At 66.9% G+C, this 16,353-nt stretch carries 16 protein-coding genes; 6 read left to right on the top strand and 10 right to left on the bottom strand.

From position 1 onward, the window contains the following. Window positions 1-16: 16 nt before the first annotated feature. The 3 genes from ssuC to ACYQR9_RS04070 form a co-directional block, all read right to left on the bottom strand. On the bottom strand, window positions 17-805 hold the full coding sequence (gene ssuC, locus ACYQR9_RS04060) for an aliphatic sulfonate ABC transporter permease SsuC (RefSeq protein WP_056422707.1): 789 nt from the start codon (window positions 803-805) through the stop codon (window positions 17-19). A gap of 96 nt (window positions 806-901) precedes the next feature. Continuing rightward, window positions 902-1,525 carry an FMN reductase gene (msuE, locus tag ACYQR9_RS04065; RefSeq protein WP_461228791.1) on the bottom strand — a complete coding sequence of 208 codons (624 nt, stop codon included), beginning with the start codon at window positions 1,523-1,525 and terminating at the stop codon, window positions 902-904. Between the two features lie 301 nt (window positions 1,526-1,826). After that, entirely contained in the window at window positions 1,827-2,900 is a 1,074-nt protein-coding gene (locus ACYQR9_RS04070) for an HD-GYP domain-containing protein (protein WP_244478194.1), read from the bottom strand. A gap of 286 nt (window positions 2,901-3,186) precedes the next feature. Here ACYQR9_RS04070 and ACYQR9_RS04075 point away from each other — a divergent pair, with 286 nt between their 5' ends. The 6 genes from ACYQR9_RS04075 (at window position 3,187) to ACYQR9_RS04100 (ending at window position 8,191) form a co-directional block, all read left to right on the top strand. Continuing rightward, the gene (locus tag ACYQR9_RS04075) at window positions 3,187-3,792 is read left to right on the top strand and encodes a SiaB family protein kinase (RefSeq protein WP_419953157.1); all 606 of its coding nucleotides are present in this window, start codon (window positions 3,187-3,189) and stop codon (window positions 3,790-3,792) included. A gap of 13 nt (window positions 3,793-3,805) precedes the next feature. After that, window positions 3,806-4,201: a DUF1987 domain-containing protein gene (locus tag ACYQR9_RS04080; RefSeq protein ID WP_056422718.1), complete on the top strand. Its 396-nt coding sequence runs from the start codon at window positions 3,806-3,808 to the stop codon at window positions 4,199-4,201. Then, entirely contained in the window at window positions 4,201-5,064 is an 864-nt protein-coding gene (locus ACYQR9_RS04085) for a GGDEF domain-containing protein (protein ID WP_461228792.1), read from the top strand. The genes ACYQR9_RS04080 and ACYQR9_RS04085 overlap by 1 nt, the downstream gene beginning before the upstream one ends. Further along, the gene (locus ACYQR9_RS04090; RefSeq protein WP_461228793.1) at window positions 5,061-6,779 is read left to right on the top strand and encodes a SpoIIE family protein phosphatase; all 1,719 of its coding nucleotides are present in this window, start codon (window positions 5,061-5,063) and stop codon (window positions 6,777-6,779) included. Before ACYQR9_RS04085 ends, ACYQR9_RS04090 begins: the two co-directional genes overlap by 4 nt. 184 nt (window positions 6,780-6,963) lie before the next feature. Beyond that, the gene (locus tag ACYQR9_RS04095) at window positions 6,964-7,227 is read left to right on the top strand and encodes a hypothetical protein (RefSeq protein WP_461228794.1); all 264 of its coding nucleotides are present in this window, start codon (window positions 6,964-6,966) and stop codon (window positions 7,225-7,227) included. 25 nt (window positions 7,228-7,252) lie between these two features. Further along, window positions 7,253-8,191, top strand: coding sequence for an ABC transporter ATP-binding protein (locus tag ACYQR9_RS04100; RefSeq protein ID WP_461228795.1), 939 nt, complete (start codon window positions 7,253-7,255; stop codon window positions 8,189-8,191). Between the two features lie 152 nt (window positions 8,192-8,343). Here the strand turns inward: ACYQR9_RS04100 and ACYQR9_RS04105 are convergent, their stop codons facing one another. The 7 genes from ACYQR9_RS04105 to hpf form a co-directional block, all read right to left on the bottom strand. After that, window positions 8,344-11,799, bottom strand: coding sequence for an SbcC/MukB-like Walker B domain-containing protein (locus tag ACYQR9_RS04105; protein ID WP_461228796.1), 3,456 nt, complete (start codon window positions 11,797-11,799; stop codon window positions 8,344-8,346). A gap of 181 nt (window positions 11,800-11,980) precedes the next feature. Then, window positions 11,981-12,616: a DUF4194 domain-containing protein gene (locus tag ACYQR9_RS04110; RefSeq protein WP_461228797.1), complete on the bottom strand. Its 636-nt coding sequence runs from the start codon at window positions 12,614-12,616 to the stop codon at window positions 11,981-11,983. Window positions 12,617-12,701: 85 nt separating this feature from the next. After that, complete coding sequence (locus tag ACYQR9_RS04115; protein WP_056422735.1) at window positions 12,702-12,971, bottom strand: hypothetical protein; 270 nt, start codon at window positions 12,969-12,971, stop codon at window positions 12,702-12,704. A 175-nt stretch (window positions 12,972-13,146) separates the two neighbouring features. Beyond that, window positions 13,147-14,571 (bottom strand): Wadjet anti-phage system protein JetA family protein, encoded by a 1,425-nt coding sequence (locus ACYQR9_RS04120; RefSeq protein ID WP_461228798.1) that lies wholly within the window; start codon window positions 14,569-14,571, stop codon window positions 13,147-13,149. Between the two features lie 79 nt (window positions 14,572-14,650). Then, window positions 14,651-14,992 carry a hypothetical protein gene (locus ACYQR9_RS04125; RefSeq protein WP_056422741.1) on the bottom strand — a complete coding sequence of 114 codons (342 nt, stop codon included), beginning with the start codon at window positions 14,990-14,992 and terminating at the stop codon, window positions 14,651-14,653. Beyond that, window positions 14,989-15,456: a PTS IIA-like nitrogen regulatory protein PtsN gene (gene ptsN / locus ACYQR9_RS04130; protein WP_056423307.1), complete on the bottom strand. Its 468-nt coding sequence runs from the start codon at window positions 15,454-15,456 to the stop codon at window positions 14,989-14,991. The genes ACYQR9_RS04125 and ptsN overlap by 4 nt, the downstream gene beginning before the upstream one ends. A 219-nt stretch (window positions 15,457-15,675) precedes the next feature. Beyond that, window positions 15,676-16,287, bottom strand: coding sequence for a ribosome hibernation-promoting factor, HPF/YfiA family (gene hpf / locus ACYQR9_RS04135; RefSeq protein ID WP_056422745.1), 612 nt, complete (start codon window positions 16,285-16,287; stop codon window positions 15,676-15,678). Window positions 16,288-16,353 lie beyond the last annotated feature (66 nt).

A 16,353-nucleotide genomic window follows, 5' to 3' on the forward strand; every position in this document is an offset into this window, starting at 1 on the left:
GTCGGGTCGATGCCCCTCAGATATTCCGATAGGCTGGATTCCAGGCGAGGAACGAACGCTCCAGCAGCCGGGTCAGGGTGTCGGCGATCTTGCCGAGGAGGGCGTAGATGACGATGGCCAGCACCACCACGTCCACCAGCATGAACTCACGCGCCTGCATCGCCATGTAGCCGAGGCCGGACGAGGCCGAGATCGTCTCGGCGACGATGAGCGTGAGCCACATGATGCCGAGCGCGTAGCGCAGGCCGACGAAGATCGAAGGCAGCGCACCGGGCAGGACCACCCGAAGGAACAAGGTCGTGGGCGACATGCCGTAGACCCGGCCCATCTCCACCAGTTGCGGATCCACCGAGCGGATGCCGTGCAGGGTGTTGGCGTAGATCGGGAAGAATACGCCGATGGCCACAAGGAAGAGCTTGGCCTCCTCGTCGATGCCGAACCAGAGAATGACCAGGGGGATCAGCGACAGGTGCGGGATGTTGCGCACCATCTGCAGGGTCGTGTCGGTGAGCTTCTCGGAGAGCTGCGACAGGCCGTTGGCGAGGCCGAGGGCGAAGCCGATGCTGCCACCGATGAGGAAGCCGACGGCCGCCCGCAGGAAGCTGATCCAGAGATTGGCCCAAAGCTCACCGGTCTTGCTCGCCTGCCAGCCCGCGGCGATCACGTCCGAGGGCGCGGGCATGAAGCGGGTGGAAACGAGGCCGGTCGAGGCCGCCGCCTGCCAGCCGGCGATGATCGCCACCGGCACGAGCCAGGGTGTCAGGCGGCCGAGGATGTCGGAACCGATGGTTGTCTTCCGTGGCATGTGTCCAGCCCTTGCTGACTGAGGCTCTGTAGGAGGCGCCGATCTCGGCGCCGTCGGGCGCATCGCCCGGCCGGCGCCCCCGGTCGTCCGAGCGGGCTATCGGTTCGGAGCGGCGAAGGCGGCGGCCGGCGCGGCCTCGAACGAAGCCGAGGGCTTCGCCCGTGCGCCGAGCAGCGCGGCGAGCTGGGACGCAGCATCGGAAACGCGGCCCCGCACGCCCTCGTCGACGAGGATTCCGTCGGAGAAATCCGCGTCGCTGCCATAGACGGAGGTCGGGACGGCCTGCGCGCTGAAGAAGCCGAAGAGAGGCCGCAGGGAATGCTCGACGACGAGGGCGTGACGCGCGCCTCCGCCCGTGGCCGACAGCACGACGGGCTTGCCCACGAGAGCCGCCGGATCGACGAAGTCGAACAGGTGCTTGAACAGGCCGGTATAGGCGCCCTTGTAGACCGGCGTCCCGACGATGAGCGCATCGGCGTTCTCGATCGCCTCCAGGATACGCCGGGCCGGCAGCGAAAGCTGATCGCGCGACCAGGCCGCGCCGAGGCCGGTCCCGGCATCGACGACGTCGAACAGGCGGATATCGGCGCGGAGCCGCGCACCGGTCGCCTCGGCCACCGCTTCGACGAGCGCCCGCGTCTTGGAGGGACGCTGGAGATTGGCGCTGAAGCCGACGATGCGGGGGAGCGGGCCTGAGAAAGAGCTGCCTTGTAGAGACATCGAGCGCCTACCGATCGGGTTCGGGAATGTGCCGGGGGCATCGATCAGACCGTTCCGTCCGATCGTCGAATGCGCCCCGCCATCGTTGCCGAACTGTGATCGCAGCGACGATCCGGGTCAACGAAACGTGCTTTTAAAAGAACAAGGCGAGGGAGATGAGTCTTCGCTTAGATCTCACACGAAGAGATAAAACTTTTGAACTAGAACTTTCTTGCAAAAATTGCGGCCGTCCTGGGACATCGATCCAAGTGAACGGGTCCCGCAAACGGGTCCGGGTTCGGTAAACCGAACGCCGCAATCCCTAGACCAGGGCGTCGTCGGGGGTCGAGAGCCTGACGATGGGCAGGAAGGCCCGCAGGAGCGGCATGTCGAGCTTGCCCGTCATCCCGAGCATGATGGCATGGGCTTCGGCATGCGGGAGCGGCTTGCGATAGGCGCGCCGTTCGGTGAGAGCGGAGTGGATGTCGCAGATCGTTACGAGGCGGACGAGATCGGAAATCGCATCGCCGGTGAGGCCGGACGGGTAACCGCTGCCGTCGAGCATCTCATGGTGATGCCTGACCACATCGAGCATCGCGGGATCGAACCCTTCCTGCCCGGTGAGCATGTCGGCGCCGGCGGCGGCGTGAGTCCGCATGATGGCCAGTTCGTCCGAGGTCAGCGCGCCGGGCTTGTTGAGGATGGCGAGGGGAATCTTGGCCTTGCCGATATCGTGCAGCAGTGCGGCCTTGGTCAGGCGCTTCCGGTCGGCCCGCGGAATCCCGAGGTGGAAGCCGAAGGCCGCGGCGAACCCGGCGACGCTGAGAGAATGCTGATAGAGCAACTCGTCGTAGCGTCCGAGCACGTCGAGCCACGCACGGATCCCCCCCTCCGAGACGGCTTCCAGAATGACGTCTGTGCCGGCATCGACCTCGTCGGCCGAGATCGACTGATCGAATTGCGCTGCATGGAACATGCCCGCCACGACCGAACAGGCGCGATGCGCCTTCGCTTCCACAGCGGCGTTCTCGCCGTCGCGCCGTGTCCGCATCTTCCGGCCGGCGTCGATCAGGCTGAGGAGGAGGGAGAGGATGGTTGGGCGCGGAGTATCGGCCGCGGCGATGCGCAGAGCCGGATTCGCCTTGTGCGGGATGTCGGCAGGCGAACCGGTGAGGACGAGGCAGGGCACGCGCAACATGAGGAGGCGGGTCGCCCAGGCTGCCGCCACGCCTTCCCGAGGGTCCATGTCGATGACTGCGACGACGGGGAGGATGGCGGGTATCGACTGGTCGCCGAGGACGCTGCGGCAAGGGAGAATCGTGGTGATGGCGCGCGCCAGCAGCCTTACCCGGTCCGGCCGATCCGATACGATGAGGACGGACTTCTCTTGCGTCACGATCCGATCCACTTCAGACCGACGAGGTCTGGATTCGTGCCCACGCCAACGCGCACCCGCGACTTCTACAGTGTCAAATCCCTATAAATTGTTTCTCTCGACCGGTCGGCTCAACGGCTCATGACTTGACGACAAGACTTCGGAATTGGGAAGTCCCCCTTCCGGATCATGACGGACCCTGGCCCGGCACACCGTGGTTAATCGGGTGGAACGAATTGTGCTTCTCTCGGGCGAGCGCCGGAGCGATAACTCTCCGTAGACGCTTTGGAGCTAATGCTTCCGGATCGTGTGCTTGGACGCCGCTCCGGCATCACCATCCGCCTTGTCCAGGGAGGACGCATTGCTCGCGCAGGATTTCAAATCCTTCTTCGAGACGTCGAAGCGCAACGGCATCATCCTTTCGTTCGGCGGCGACCTTTCGGAGAATGTCCTGTTCTCGCTCGGGGAAGTCCTGAAGCTTCGGATGATCCAGGGTGAGACGGACGCCACCATCGCCAAGCGGGTGTTCTCGATCTTCGTCGAGCAGGCCCAGAACATCATCCGGTATTCGGCCGACAAACTTCCCACGGACCGGGCCTCCGGCGGTATGATCAGCGCGGGAATGATCGTTGTGGGCGTCGAGAACGGACATTTCTTCGTCGTGTGCGGCAACGAGATTCCCAAGGCCGATGCCGCTATCCTGCGCGAGCGATTGGACCATATTGCCGGCATGTCGAGCGAAGAACTCAAGCGTTTCTACCGCGAAAAGTTACGCCAGGCCCCCGATGAAGGCAGTCTGGGCGGCAGCATCGGGCTGATCGAGATCGCTCGCCGGTCGAGCGCACCGGTCGAGTTCGAATTTCACGACCTTGGCAGCGAGCGCAGTCTGTTCTGCCTCAAAGCCTTCATCTGACGGCGCCCCAGCAATGGACCGGATTCAGATTCCAGCCACCCCCCGATCCCCCGAGGTGGATTTCGACTTCGCCGCCGGCCGTTTCAGGCTGGCCGGTGAATCGTACCCGGAGGATGCCGCGGCCTTCTTCGGCCCCCTGCTCCAGGCCTTGCGGACCTACCTCGCCGCATCGAGCACGGATCCGATCGTGTTCGAAGTCGCCCTCGTCTATTTCAACTCTTCGAGCGCGAAGGGCCTGATGAACCTGTTCATGCCTCTCGAGGACGCCGCCGAGGCAGGCCGTAGCGTCACCATCCGCTGGCTCCATGCCGAGGGGGACGAGACCATCGCCGAGGCCGGGGAGGATTTCGCGTCGGACTTCACCCACGCACGGTTCGATCTCGTCGAGACCGCGCAGACGGGGCACTGATGCGGATGAAGACCAAGCCTGAGATCGTTGCGCAGATCGGCGATCCACCCGCCGTCGGCGAAGCGTTCAGTCTTTACGACACCGAAGAAGCGGTCCTGGTGAAGACCGACGGGATGCTGGCGGGCCTCGCGCAGGTCGCGGGCGGCGTTCAGCAACTCGCCGAGGCCTACCGCCGCAGCTATGACGAGCAGCGCCGCCTCGTGAGGTTGAGTGACCGGATGCAGTTCGACCTGCAGAGGGCGAACCGCCGCCTCGCGGAGCAGCAACGCGACCTCCAGGCCCTCAACGAGGCGCTGTCCGGCGAAATCGAGAATCGGACCCGTCTCGAAGCCAAGCTGAGGAGCCTGGCCGATACCGACGATCTCACCGGCGCGGTGAACCGTCGCCGCTTCATGGAAATCAGCCGGCGTGAATGGCTGAGATACGAACGCGACCGAGTTCCCGCCTGCCTCCTCATGGCGGATCTCGACCGGTTCAAGCGGCTCAACGACGAGTTCGGCCATGCCGCCGGGGACGCGGCTCTCATCTGCTTCGTCGAGACCTGTCGCAAGCGGCTGCGCAAGGTGGACGTGATCGGCCGCATGGGCGGCGAGGAATTCGCGATCCTGCTCACCGAGATCGAACCCGATGCCGGGCTCGTGGTCGCCGAGGACTTGTGCCGGCTGGTCGACGAGACCTGGGTGGAATGGCCCGGCGGACCGCTGGCGCTCTCCGTCAGTATCGGCGTCGCGGCCATCGAGGGAACCGAGACCTTCGAACAGACGCTCGGCCGGGCCGATGCCGCGCTCTATGCCGCCAAACATGCCGGACGCGGCTGCGTCCGCTCGTTCCGCAGCTCGATCCGGACCGTCTCGCCGCCATGACCTCCGATCCGGGGGGCAAGGTGGCATCGCCCGCCGTCGGTTCTCCCCCCCGCAAGCGCTCCTTGAGGGGCGGCGGTCCCCTGAGCGGCGACGACTTCCGGGAACTCGCCGGTTTCGCCGACGCCTCGGCATCCGCGCTCGGCACGATGCGGCCTGGGGCGCTGCGCGGCTCTGCGCAGGGACGCGACCTCGACAGTCTGGCCCACACCCTGTTCCTGCGGATCTACCCGGTGATCGCCATCGTCGTGCTGGCGACGCAGATCGGCATCGCCTGGGTGAACTACACCGACAGCCTCAGGCTCTATACCGAACGGGCGAACCTCCTCGTCACTCTGACCGCCCATTCCATCGCCCGCCCCGATTGGAGCGAGCGCCCGGACGTCTTCACGGCGCAGATCCAGGCCCTCACCCTCGATCCGGCCTTCCAGTTCGTGCGCGCCTGGAACGCGGCAGGCGGGCTGGTGATGTCCGTCGGCGAGATACCGGCCGGTCGGGGCCTCGAACTCATCCGCGCCTCCAGCACCGTCACGGTGGCGGGGCGCGCAGAATCCGCGGGGCGACTGACGCTGGGATTGTCCACCGAAGCCCTGCGCCGCAACGCCGAGAAACAGGCGCTCCTGGCGTTGGGGGCGACCCTCATCCTGATGCTCGCCTTCGTGTTGACCCTCCATGCCAATGTCCGCAAACACGTCCTCGCCCCCCTGAAGCGACTGCTGCTCGCCATGCGCGAGGTCGAGCACAAGCGCTGGTCGTTGGTGGAGTTCGACGGTGCCGTCCGGGCCAGCAACGAGATCGACGTCATCTCCTCGGCCTTCAACCGTATGGTAGAGGGCCTGCGCGCCGGCGACGAGGCGAAGCAGCTTCTCGCCGAGCTCGAACAGGCTCATGCCAAGCTCGCGGACGCCAACAATCAGGTGATGGAGAGCATTGGCTACGCCCGCCGGATCCAGACCTCCGTCCTGCCCGACCGGGCGGCACTGGCCGGCGCCGGCATTGACGTCGCCGTTCTGTGGGAGCCGCTGCATCAAGTCGGCGGCGACTATTTCTGGCTGGAACGCCTCGACGACCTCAGCATCGTCGTGGTGGCCGATTGCACCGGCCACGGGGTGCCGGGCGCCTTCATCACCCTCATCGTCGCCACCGCGCTCGACCGGCTGCTGCACGAGCGCGGCCTACGCTCGCCCGCCGAGATCCTGACGGCCCTCGACGAGATGGTCCGCGTCCAGTTGCGCCAGGACGGGCGCGGTGCGGAATCCGACGATGGGCTCGATTGCGGCGTGTGCATCTGGGACCCCGCAGCACGAAGGCTGAGCTTCGCCGGCGCCGGACTGGCGCTCACCAGCATCACGGAAGCGGGCCTCGCCCGGATCAAGGGCGCGCGGCACGGGCTCGGCTACCCACGGCACGGGAGCACCCGGTTCACGACCGAGGACATCATTCTGGACGTGGCGCCGGGCGACACCTTCTACCTGATGACCGACGGCCTCACCGACCAGATGGCCCCCCCCGGCGCGCAACGCCGGCTCCTCGGGCATCGTGGCGTGTCGGATATTCTCGTTCGCAGCCGCGACGAGGAACTCCGCCGGCAGATCAGCATTCTCGAGGCTGAGCTCGTTGCCTATCGGGGGCTCGAGAGCCGCCGGGACGACATGACCCTGGTCGCGTTCCGGCCGATACGTCCCACCTCGCCTGACGCCGCTGAGGACTACCGGTGATCGACCGGTGCGCTGGCACACGCAAGACCGCGTGAGGATTCGGCACTGTCTGCGCTGTCGTCAGTAGACCGCCTCGGAAAGCCATAACCTTGCCGTCATGGCGGACCAAGCATGGCGGACCGGGAACGCTGGTATCCGCGGCCTGCTACTGCGTCATTATATGTTTCAAAAGTCGAGATTGATCATGACACGCTTCCTTGCCGCGTCCGTCTGTCTGGGCCTGCTCGTCGCCGTGCCCGTTCAGGCGCAGCCCTCGAACATTTCACAGCAGCCTGCGCCGAAGCGCATTACCACTGCCATGGGCGTGACCAAGCCGCCGGGCTCCACCTTCAATCGGGCCTCCACCGAAGCCGACATGCTCAAGGCCCAGAAGATATCCGCAGCGCGCGACAAGGCTTGGGACCGGAAGATGCGGACCACCATGGGCTCGATCTGCCTCGGCTGCTGACGCCAGAGACCGCGAGGCTCGGTCGATGATCCGGTTCGAGGGCGTCTCGCGCCGCTTTGCCGGCGCAGAGCGGCCCGCCGTCGACGGGATCGAACTCGACATCGCCGCCGGGACGACCTGCGTCCTCATCGGACCCTCCGGCTGCGGCAAGTCCACGACGCTGCGCATGGTCAACCGTCTGGTGGAGCCGGATGCCGGACGTGTTCTCCTCGACGGACGCGACGTGGCGGAGGTCGATCCGGTGCGGCTGCGCCGTGGTATCGGTTACGTGCTTCAGGGCATCGGTCTGTTCCCGCACCGGAAGGTCGCCGAGAACGTCGCCACCGTGCCCCGCCTCCTGGGCTGGACACCCGCCCGGATCGCAGATCGGGTGGACGAGATGCTCGACCTCGTCGGCCTCGACCCGGACGCGTATCGCCAGCGACGGCCCGACGAATTGTCCGGCGGCCAGCGCCAGCGCGTCGGCGTCGCCCGCGCCCTGGCGGCGGACCCTGACGTGCTCCTCATGGACGAACCCTTCGGCGCCGTGGACCCTGTCGCCCGCGACCGGCTTCAGGAAGAGGTCGGCGAGATCCTGCGCCGGCTCAAGAAGACCGTGATCATCGTCACCCACGATATCGACGAGGCGATGCGGATGGGCGACCGCGTCGTGCTCATGCGGGAGGGCCGGATCGTCCAGGCTGACACGCCGGACCGCCTGCTCGCAGCCCCGGCCGACCGATTCGTGGAGAGCTTCGTCGGTGAAGACCGGGCTTTGCGCCGGTTGGCCCTGAGCCAAGCGGGCGCGATCGCGGTTCCGGGCGATCCAGGCGATGCGCCGGGCGTCACCGCGGAAACGTCGTTGAAGGACGCCCTGGCGCTGCTCCTATCCAGCGGCGCCGATCACCTCGCGGTAACCGGGAGCGATGCCCCCGCCATCCTGACTCTTACCGCGATCCGAGACGCTGCCTCGCGTCAGGTCTGATCGCGCCTTCGTCACAGCAAAGCGCATCGCGTTAGGCACCCCTTCCCTTCTTCCCGCCTACGGGGAAAGGAACGGAGGGCACCCCGTCATGCCTTCGGTGAGCGAAAGGCGAAGCCAAAGCGACGGTAAGGAGGTGCCTCCGGCCAAGCCCCTCACTCCGCCGCGTCGGAGACCTGGAATCGCTCGATACCCTGGCGTTCCGGGTTGATGGCGGCGAGTGCGCGCTTGGCCGTCTCGAGCGGATGCTCGGCCTCGATCCGAACCGAGGTCAGATCCGGGCTCTTGTAGACGGTGACGATGGTGTCCATCACTTCGGTGAGGGTGGTGCGCTTGTCCTCGGGCGCCGCGATGAGAAGCTGTAATCCCCAGGCTTGGTAGAGGTCCACCAAAGCCTGGGAGTTGCGCACGTCGAGTTTCGAGAAGGCCTCGTCGAGGAGACAGAGTCCGAGGCCGGGATTCTCGTCGCCGGGCCGGTCTCCAGGGTAATAGGCCGAGGCGAGTGATGCGGCGATGGCGACGTAGAACGGCGCCTGCGCCTCGCCTCCCGAGCCACGCAAGGCCCGGTTCGACATGGTGGTGCGGTTGCCCGCCTTGTCGCGCATGCCGATCTCGTAGACGAAGTAATTGCGGTAATCGGCGAGCCGCGCCGCGCTCTCGTCCCCGGCGATCAGGGCGGTGATCTCCTCGATCGCGGCAGCGAGCGGCCCCGGGGGTACGTCCTCGCCCTCCCCCGGCAGGATCGCTTGCGCTGCGTCGGCCGAACGCGCCACCTCGGTGGCGAGGGCATGCACGGCGGCGTAGCGACGATCGACGGTGGCCTCGAAGGCGTAGGTCTGACCGGTGAAGGTCTGGGTCGAGAGACGTTCGTTCAGGGCATCGAGACGGGTGCGGACCCGCTCGAACTTGTCGGCGAGGCGCGTCAGTAGGTCCTCGGTCATGAGGCGCCGCATCTCGCTCTCCGCGCGCACGGCCTGGTCGCGGTAGCGCCGCAGCTCGTGGCCCGCCACCTCGTCATGGGCGCGGGCGACCCAGGAAAAGCCGAAGGAGGCCGGGGCATCACCGTTGCCCAGGGGGTTCTCGATACGCCACTGGACGCAGTATTCAGCGAGATCGCGCTCGGCGGCACGGCCTTGCGTGCGCGCCGTCTCCATCGCCTCGCGGGCGGCGCCGCGCGCCGCATTGGCCAAAGCAGCCAACTCCTTGGATTCGAGGCCCGCCGCGTCGGCCCGCGCCTTGGCCACTGCCAGCGGATCGAACCCGTCCGGCCGGACGAGACGGATGCGCACGGAATCCCCCGCGATCCAGCGGGCATGGGCGCCGCGCCTTGCCTGAAGCGCGGCGCGGATCGCCTCCCGCGCGGTGGCGACCTTCGCCTTCAGGCCCGCTTCTTCGCCGAGCAGCGCGTCGCGCTTCGGCTCCAGCACCTGAACGAGTTCGGTGAGATAGGCCGATCGCTCCTTGGCGAGCTCCTTGATCTCGGCCTCCAACGCGCCGGTATCGGCCTTCTCCACGGCTTCGCGCTCGGTGGTGAGGCTGCGTCGCCGTCCCTCCATCGCGTCAGCCTCCTGGCGCAGGGAGACGATGTCGAGATTGGCGTCGGCGAGTCGGACCCGCAGCATGGCGGCAATACGGGCGGCCTCGCGCAGCACGCCGGCCGCGCCGCGCAGGCGCCGTGCCTCATTGACCGCGTGTTCCAGGTTCTGCCGGCTCTCCGCCGTGGGACCGCGGCTGCCACGGGTCATCATCAGTTGAACCGGCCGCACTACGGAATAGGCCATGCCGGAGGTCGAGCGGCCGCTCGGCGCCACGGCGCGGCTCATATGGGCCAAGGCCGCGTCGTTGGGGGCGAGATCGTAGCCGCCGAGCCGTGCCGCGAGAAACGCCTGGGCATGGGGATCGCGAGTCTCGATCAGCGAGATCGGCCCTTCGTCGTCGCGCCCGCCCCGGCGGCGCGCGGTGTCCGTCGTCTTCACCAGCAGGCAGCGATAGAACTGGCTCTTGCGGGCTTCGAGATGGGCGAAAGCCTCATTCAGCCGGTCCGGTTCGACGACGAGAGCTTCGCGGGCGCCTCCGAGCAGGCCCTCCAGAGCCGGTCCCCATTTCGGATCGGTGATCTCGGCGAGTTCGCAGATCGGCGTCGCCTCGATCCCGAGCCGGGCGAGTTCGTCGCGGAAAGCGGCCGTGTCCGAGGAGAGGCGCGCGCCGCCCGCGCGCCCGCTGCCGACTTCGGCGGAGAGGGCATGCGCCTCCTTCTCCTGAGCGCGGGCACGCAGGGCCATGTCCTCGGCAGCGGTATCGAGGGGGGTGGCGATGTCGGAGAGGGAAGCGAGGGCCGTGAGAAGGGGGCCGAGCGGTCCGTCCGAGCGAAGCGATTCCTCGGGGGGCGCATCGCGGCGCAGGCCGGAGCGCGAGCAGGCGGCCACGATCCGCGCCGATTCCGGATCGATGCGCTGGATCTCGGAGAAGACGACGTTGAGCTTGCCCGCCTCCTGCACCAGCCCCACCAGATCGGCGACGCGGGTGGCGAGGTCGCGCTTGTCGCGCGCCAGCATGGCGAGGCCGGCATTGGAGGCGGCGAGCCGCCCCTCCCCCTGGCTCCCGGCCAGCATCGCTTTCTTGCCCGCGATCTCGCCGTCGATCTCGCGCACGAAACCCTGGCTGGTGCTCACGCTCTCGCGGGCGATGCGCAGGCGTTCCGCCACGTCGCCGAGGCGAGAGCGGGCCTGGCTGTAGTCGAGGATGCGGCGGCGCAGGTCGGCGCCGGCCGCTCGTAACTCGTCGAGGGTGGCCGAGAGGCTGGCTTCCGCCCAGGTTTCGTAGCGCTTGAGGATTCGGCCGAGATGGGAGAGCCGGCGCTCCAATTCCTCGATGGTCTCCAGGAGACGGCGCCAGTTCTCCACCGACTGGCGGATGCGCGCGACGTCCAGAGGCTCGGGTTCGAGGACGAAGGAGCGCACGAAGGCGGAGGAATCGAAGATCGGCTTGAACGCCACGGCGTTGGAGAACGTACGCAGGAAGTGGCGCGGCTCGGGGCTCGGCGCGCCCTCGCGCATCAGCGCCAGGAAGTCGGCGGTGAAACGCTCGCCCGATGAGCGGAACTCCTCGAACCTGTCCGCCCGGATGCGGAGATCCTTTGCGATCTCCGGCCAGGGCGCCACGTAGCTGCCCTCGGCGGTCTCGCGAACGTAATCGGCGATCTCGAACCGGTGTCCGACCGCGATGAAGCGCGAGAGGGTGGTCTCGCGACTGTCCTCGGCCCGGGCCGCGAGCGCGAGACCGACGGAGACGACGCGTCCGGTGGTCTCGTTCTCGAAGACGAGGACGATGAGGGTCTCGCAGGCCTCGCGGGTGGGACGACCGCCCTCGGCGGGGTCGCTGATCCAGCCGAGGCAGTAATCGCGGACCGTGCGGGCGCTGCGCCCCGAGGCAGACGCGTTGAGGGCGAGGCGGCTGGCGTTGTTGCCGGCGAGCACGGTGCCGACAGCGTCGAAGATCGTCGACTTGCCGGCCCCCGTCGGCCCCACCAAGGCAGCCGCTCCCCGGATCCGGATCTGTTCGCGGCGGATCAGGTACCAATTCGAGAGGGCGATGTCGGTGAGCCGATACACCGGGCGGGCAAGTCCTCGATGGAAATGACGGAGCCACGGCATGGACGGGGCGGCCCGACGATGCAAGTCGACGGTCCCATCGTCCTCTTTTTCACAGGGGGCGACGTCGGGGCTTCGAGCCGTGCCACGCATGTTTCATGTGAAATCTTAACCCCGATGTGGATGCCGCCCTTGATCGGGCTCAGCCGTCATCGTCCATTCGCGCCGCTGCCCAGGCGCGGACCTGCTCCATCCAGGAATCGGGTGAGAGCACCGCGACACCGGGAAAGATCATCAACGGCGTGATCTTCTCGACCTTGTCGCGCTCGCCCAGGCGAAGGGCACCCTTGCGGGCGAAAAGGCGCAGGATCTCCGTGAGGCGCGCTTCTTCCGGCGCCTCGCTGCGGGCGGCGGTGCGGATCGATTCGGCGATGTCATCGGTGGTACATTCCACGACACCGTCGGTGGTGACGCGGTGTTTCCGAAGCCCTTCCTCATAGGCGAGGCGCAGGGCCAGCAGCACGAGGGTCTCGTCCTTGCGCAGGCGCTCGGCCTGCCCGTCATGGCGTACGCCGTCGGCAGGCACGCGCAGGAACACCATCTGGTCGCGGGGCGAGACCTCGAACGAGTAGCCGAGACAGGCAAAATAGCTTTTGAAGAACGGCGCGTAATACCGGGCGATCTCGTAGGACCGGCCGATACCGGGCGTATCGGCATAGAGGCACTGGCTCTTCAGCACGACTTGAAGCGCGCGGATGAGATCCTCCTCGGACGGTGCACGGGCACCCGGAGGCGGTGGCTCGTCGCCATCGACGATGGCGCGGAAGGCCTCGATCATTCAGACGGTCCAGTCGAGCGGGACACGGCGCCCCGTCACCCCGCCTCGTTACTCGGATCGCCCTCGCGACACAAAACCCGCTTCCTCACGCGGCTTTCGCCGGGGAGGCCTTGAACAACGACAGGCATTCCGTGTCGCGATGCATGCTCAGGATCGAGGCACGGTCGATAGAGGGGTTCTGGGAGAGCACGCGCTGCACCTCCTCCACCACCTTGGAATAACGGTCACCGTCGAAATTCCGCTCCAGCGGGCTGACGGCAATGTAGGTCTCGACGACGAGAACCCTCTCGGTGCGCTCCTTCCCCACCTCGACGGCGATCCAGGCGGATTTGATCAAGCACTTGCCGGTACTCATGGGTTAACCTCCTTATCAGTCCCGCTTTGATGCGGGTATACCGAGAGGATGATCCGACTCTTCAAGTCTGCCAAGGGCATTGACACGTTTGTGATGACATCTCGTCTGTCACGACAATTGTGCAATGCACGCAAACATTCGGTCTTCCCCACCGTACGGGACGACGCGCGGGGTCTTATCTCCGCGGTCGCCGTTCGCCCGCGCTCGCTGGCCCGCGTGTTGGGGGCGGGGACGACCGCTCCACCATGAAATCCGGACAATCGAGCCAGCCGTTGGAGACACGGCCCGCGACACGGGTGAGGCGGTAGCGATCGTTGAGGAGCCCGTCGAACAGCACGTCGATCTCGCGCAGACGCTGGAACACCACGAACTCGTCCACATCCGCCACGACGATCTCGGATCCGCGGATGGCGGGGTTCGTCCCGAGCTTGCGCTCGACGAAGGCGATGACGCGCTCGGGCGTCACCATTACCCGCTGGCGGAAGGCGTCCTTGGCCAGGATGAAAGCCTCGATCGCTGGGTCGAGATGGATCTCCGGCAGGGGCTCGGACAGGATCGCTGTCCGCCTCATCCGGGGCGTATAGAAATGCGGCTCCCCAATCGGCGGACGCAGGAGCGAGACCTGGGCGAGGGGCGCCGAATCCGACCATTCGGCAGCCCCCACCGCCCGTAGCGCCGCCGCCGTGCGCTCGATCCGGTCGGAATCGCGGTGATCCGTGTAGCGCAGGGACGCGGCGATCCGGCGCTCCAGCCGGGCGACGATGTCGGCGACGCTGTCGAGATGCCGGTCGAGCCCCTCGAAGATCGACAGGATCTCAGCGAGGTCGCGCCGCACCGCCCGCTCGGCGAGGGGAAGGTCGGCGGCCCGCCCCTCACGCAGTCCCGCTTCGGCGAGGGCCCGGATGGTGAGGGGGTCGCGCAGCGCTCGTCCGGCCTCCCGCACGATGCCGGAGCGGAAGCGGAACGGGTTCAGGCGCGTGTGCAGGGTACGGTAGTCACTGACGAGGTGGCGCGCGACGAACTCCTCGAAATAGAGCCGGAAGGCCGTACCCTGGTCCTCCTCGCGCAGGATGCGCTCCTCGATCTTGCGCATGGAGCCCGCGAGGCTGCGCAGGTGTCCGAGGAAGGCGCGGGACGCCTTGGCGGCGTTGACGAGGGCCTCCGAACGCTCGGCCGGGTTGGCCACGGCACTCTCGAGACTGCCCAGCACTTCGAGCACGGCGCCGCCATAGGAGCGGGTCTCGCCCCGGTCGATACGGGCCAGTTCCTCGATGACGTGGCGGGCATCGGGGTCGAAATCGACCACCGGCACGTAGCGCTCGCGCCGCTCCACGAGCCAGCCGGCCTCCAGGAGACGCCGATAGACCGCAGAGCGGCGCTCGATCGGATCGGCCGGCGTGGCATCGTCGTCGGCGATCTCGCCCTGGGACCAGTCGGCGGAGAAATCGCCGATGGAGGCGAGCAACTCGCTCTTGCGCAGAGGTTCGGTTGTCTCTGCGAAGACGCGCGCATGCAGATGCAGCAGCAGGGCCGCGTTGAACGCCCGGCTCGGCGAGGCGAGCGGCTTGAACAGGTCGTCGGAGAGGCGGGCGAAAAGCATGGCGGTGTGGACGAGGACAACCGATGCCTCGCCCCTGAGTCAATCGGCGGGCATCAACCGCCTGTGCGTGGTCGTGTCTTCAAAGACCGCGGCAGCGAGTCCGGATGAGCCCCGAGAAATCCTTCTCCGAGGTCTGCACTTCGTTGAGCTTGGCGGCCCGCTCCGCTCCGGAGAGGCAACGGCCGTAGACGCTCGAGACCCGGCGCATGGTCTCCACGTGCCGGCGCCAGACGCGGCACCGGTTGGCATCGTCACCATCGGCCTGTTCGAGCTGGTCGATGGCTTGGCGCTGCATCGAATTGGCGACGAGGACGTCGCGCGCGCACGCGACATCGGCATGGGCGGGCGCGCCCCACAGGATGGCACACGCGACGGCGGCAGCGGCCGAAGACCGGCACTTATCCAAATTCACGCGTTTCATGCCGCTTCGGATTTCGTCGTCTGGGTCAGCAGAGAATAGAGCGCGCTGGAATCCCGCGCCGCGCGGATCCGCTCCAGCATGCCCGGCTCCCGCAGCAGCCGCGCCACTTGGGCGAGCGCCTTGAGGTGCTCGGCCCCTGCCCCTTCCGGAGCGAGCAGGAGGAAGGCGATATCGATGGGTTGGCCATCCAGCGACTCGAAATCTACCGGACGCTCCAGGCGGGCGACGAGGCCGAACAGGCGGTCGAGCCCCGGAAGCTTGCCGTGGGGAATCGCGACACCGTCGCCGATGCCGGTAGACCCCAGGCGCTCACGCTGAAGCAGGGTTTCGAACACCTCGCGCTCGTCGAGCGCGGGAAGCTGGCGCACCGCATGGGCGCTCAATTCCTGGAGGATCTGCTTCTTCGCGCGAGCGCGCAGAGAGGTCACCACGGAATCTGGACTGAGGAATTCCAGAACTGGCATGATAAGGACAGTCGCCCCATCGGCGACGGCCAAATGGACGCCGCTCATTTGAAATAGCGCTACGGATGCGTGGTTCCCACGCACCCGGAAACGGCCGATGGTCGACTAACGGCCCTTAGGCCGGATAGCCAGCCGGGATCACGCATCCCGGACGGCAATTCGGCCTCTCGTCACGGACCGGCTTTCTCCGAAGAAGAATCTCCGCTCCGGGCCGATCGATCAGGACGCCGCGTCGGGTGGGTCCACCCACCCGATCGCTCCGTCACTGCGGCGGTATACGACGTTGATCCGTCCGGTGCCAGCATGAACGAACACGATCACCGGGGCACCGGTGAGGTCGAGGGCCGTCACTGCCTCGCTCACCGAATGACGCTTCAGCGTCTTGGTGCTCTCGGCCACCACGGGAGGATGCGCCTCGTCTTCCTGATCCGCCTCGTCCTCAAGGTCGTCCCCGTCCAACTCGCTCGGCGATTGGAACACCGCATAGGCCGCCTGGACCGTCGCTCCCTCGTGCAGGGCAGCGCCATGATCCTTGAGGCGGTGCTTGTAGCGCTTCAGGCGCTTCTCGAGCTTGTCGGCGGTCTGCTCGAAACTCGAATGCGGGTCATGCGAGGCGCCCGAGGCTTCGAGGGTGAGGCCGGAAACGAGGTGGAGCACGCAATCCGTGCGGTAGGCCGTGCCGTCCCGTCGAAGCGTCACATGGCCGGAGCAGGTGCCGTTCATGTGGCTGTCGAGATACTTCGACAAGGTCCCGGCCATTCGCTCTTCGACGCGCCCGCGAAGGGCTTCGCCAAGGTCCAGGCCATGGCCTGTGACACGCAATGACCCCATGTATCCTCCGGTTTTTCGACGTTCGGCAGGTGAGTAAAGGAGCGTCGGGGAGAGAAGTCAACGGAA

The organism is Methylobacterium sp. CM6241 (assembly GCF_054817845.1).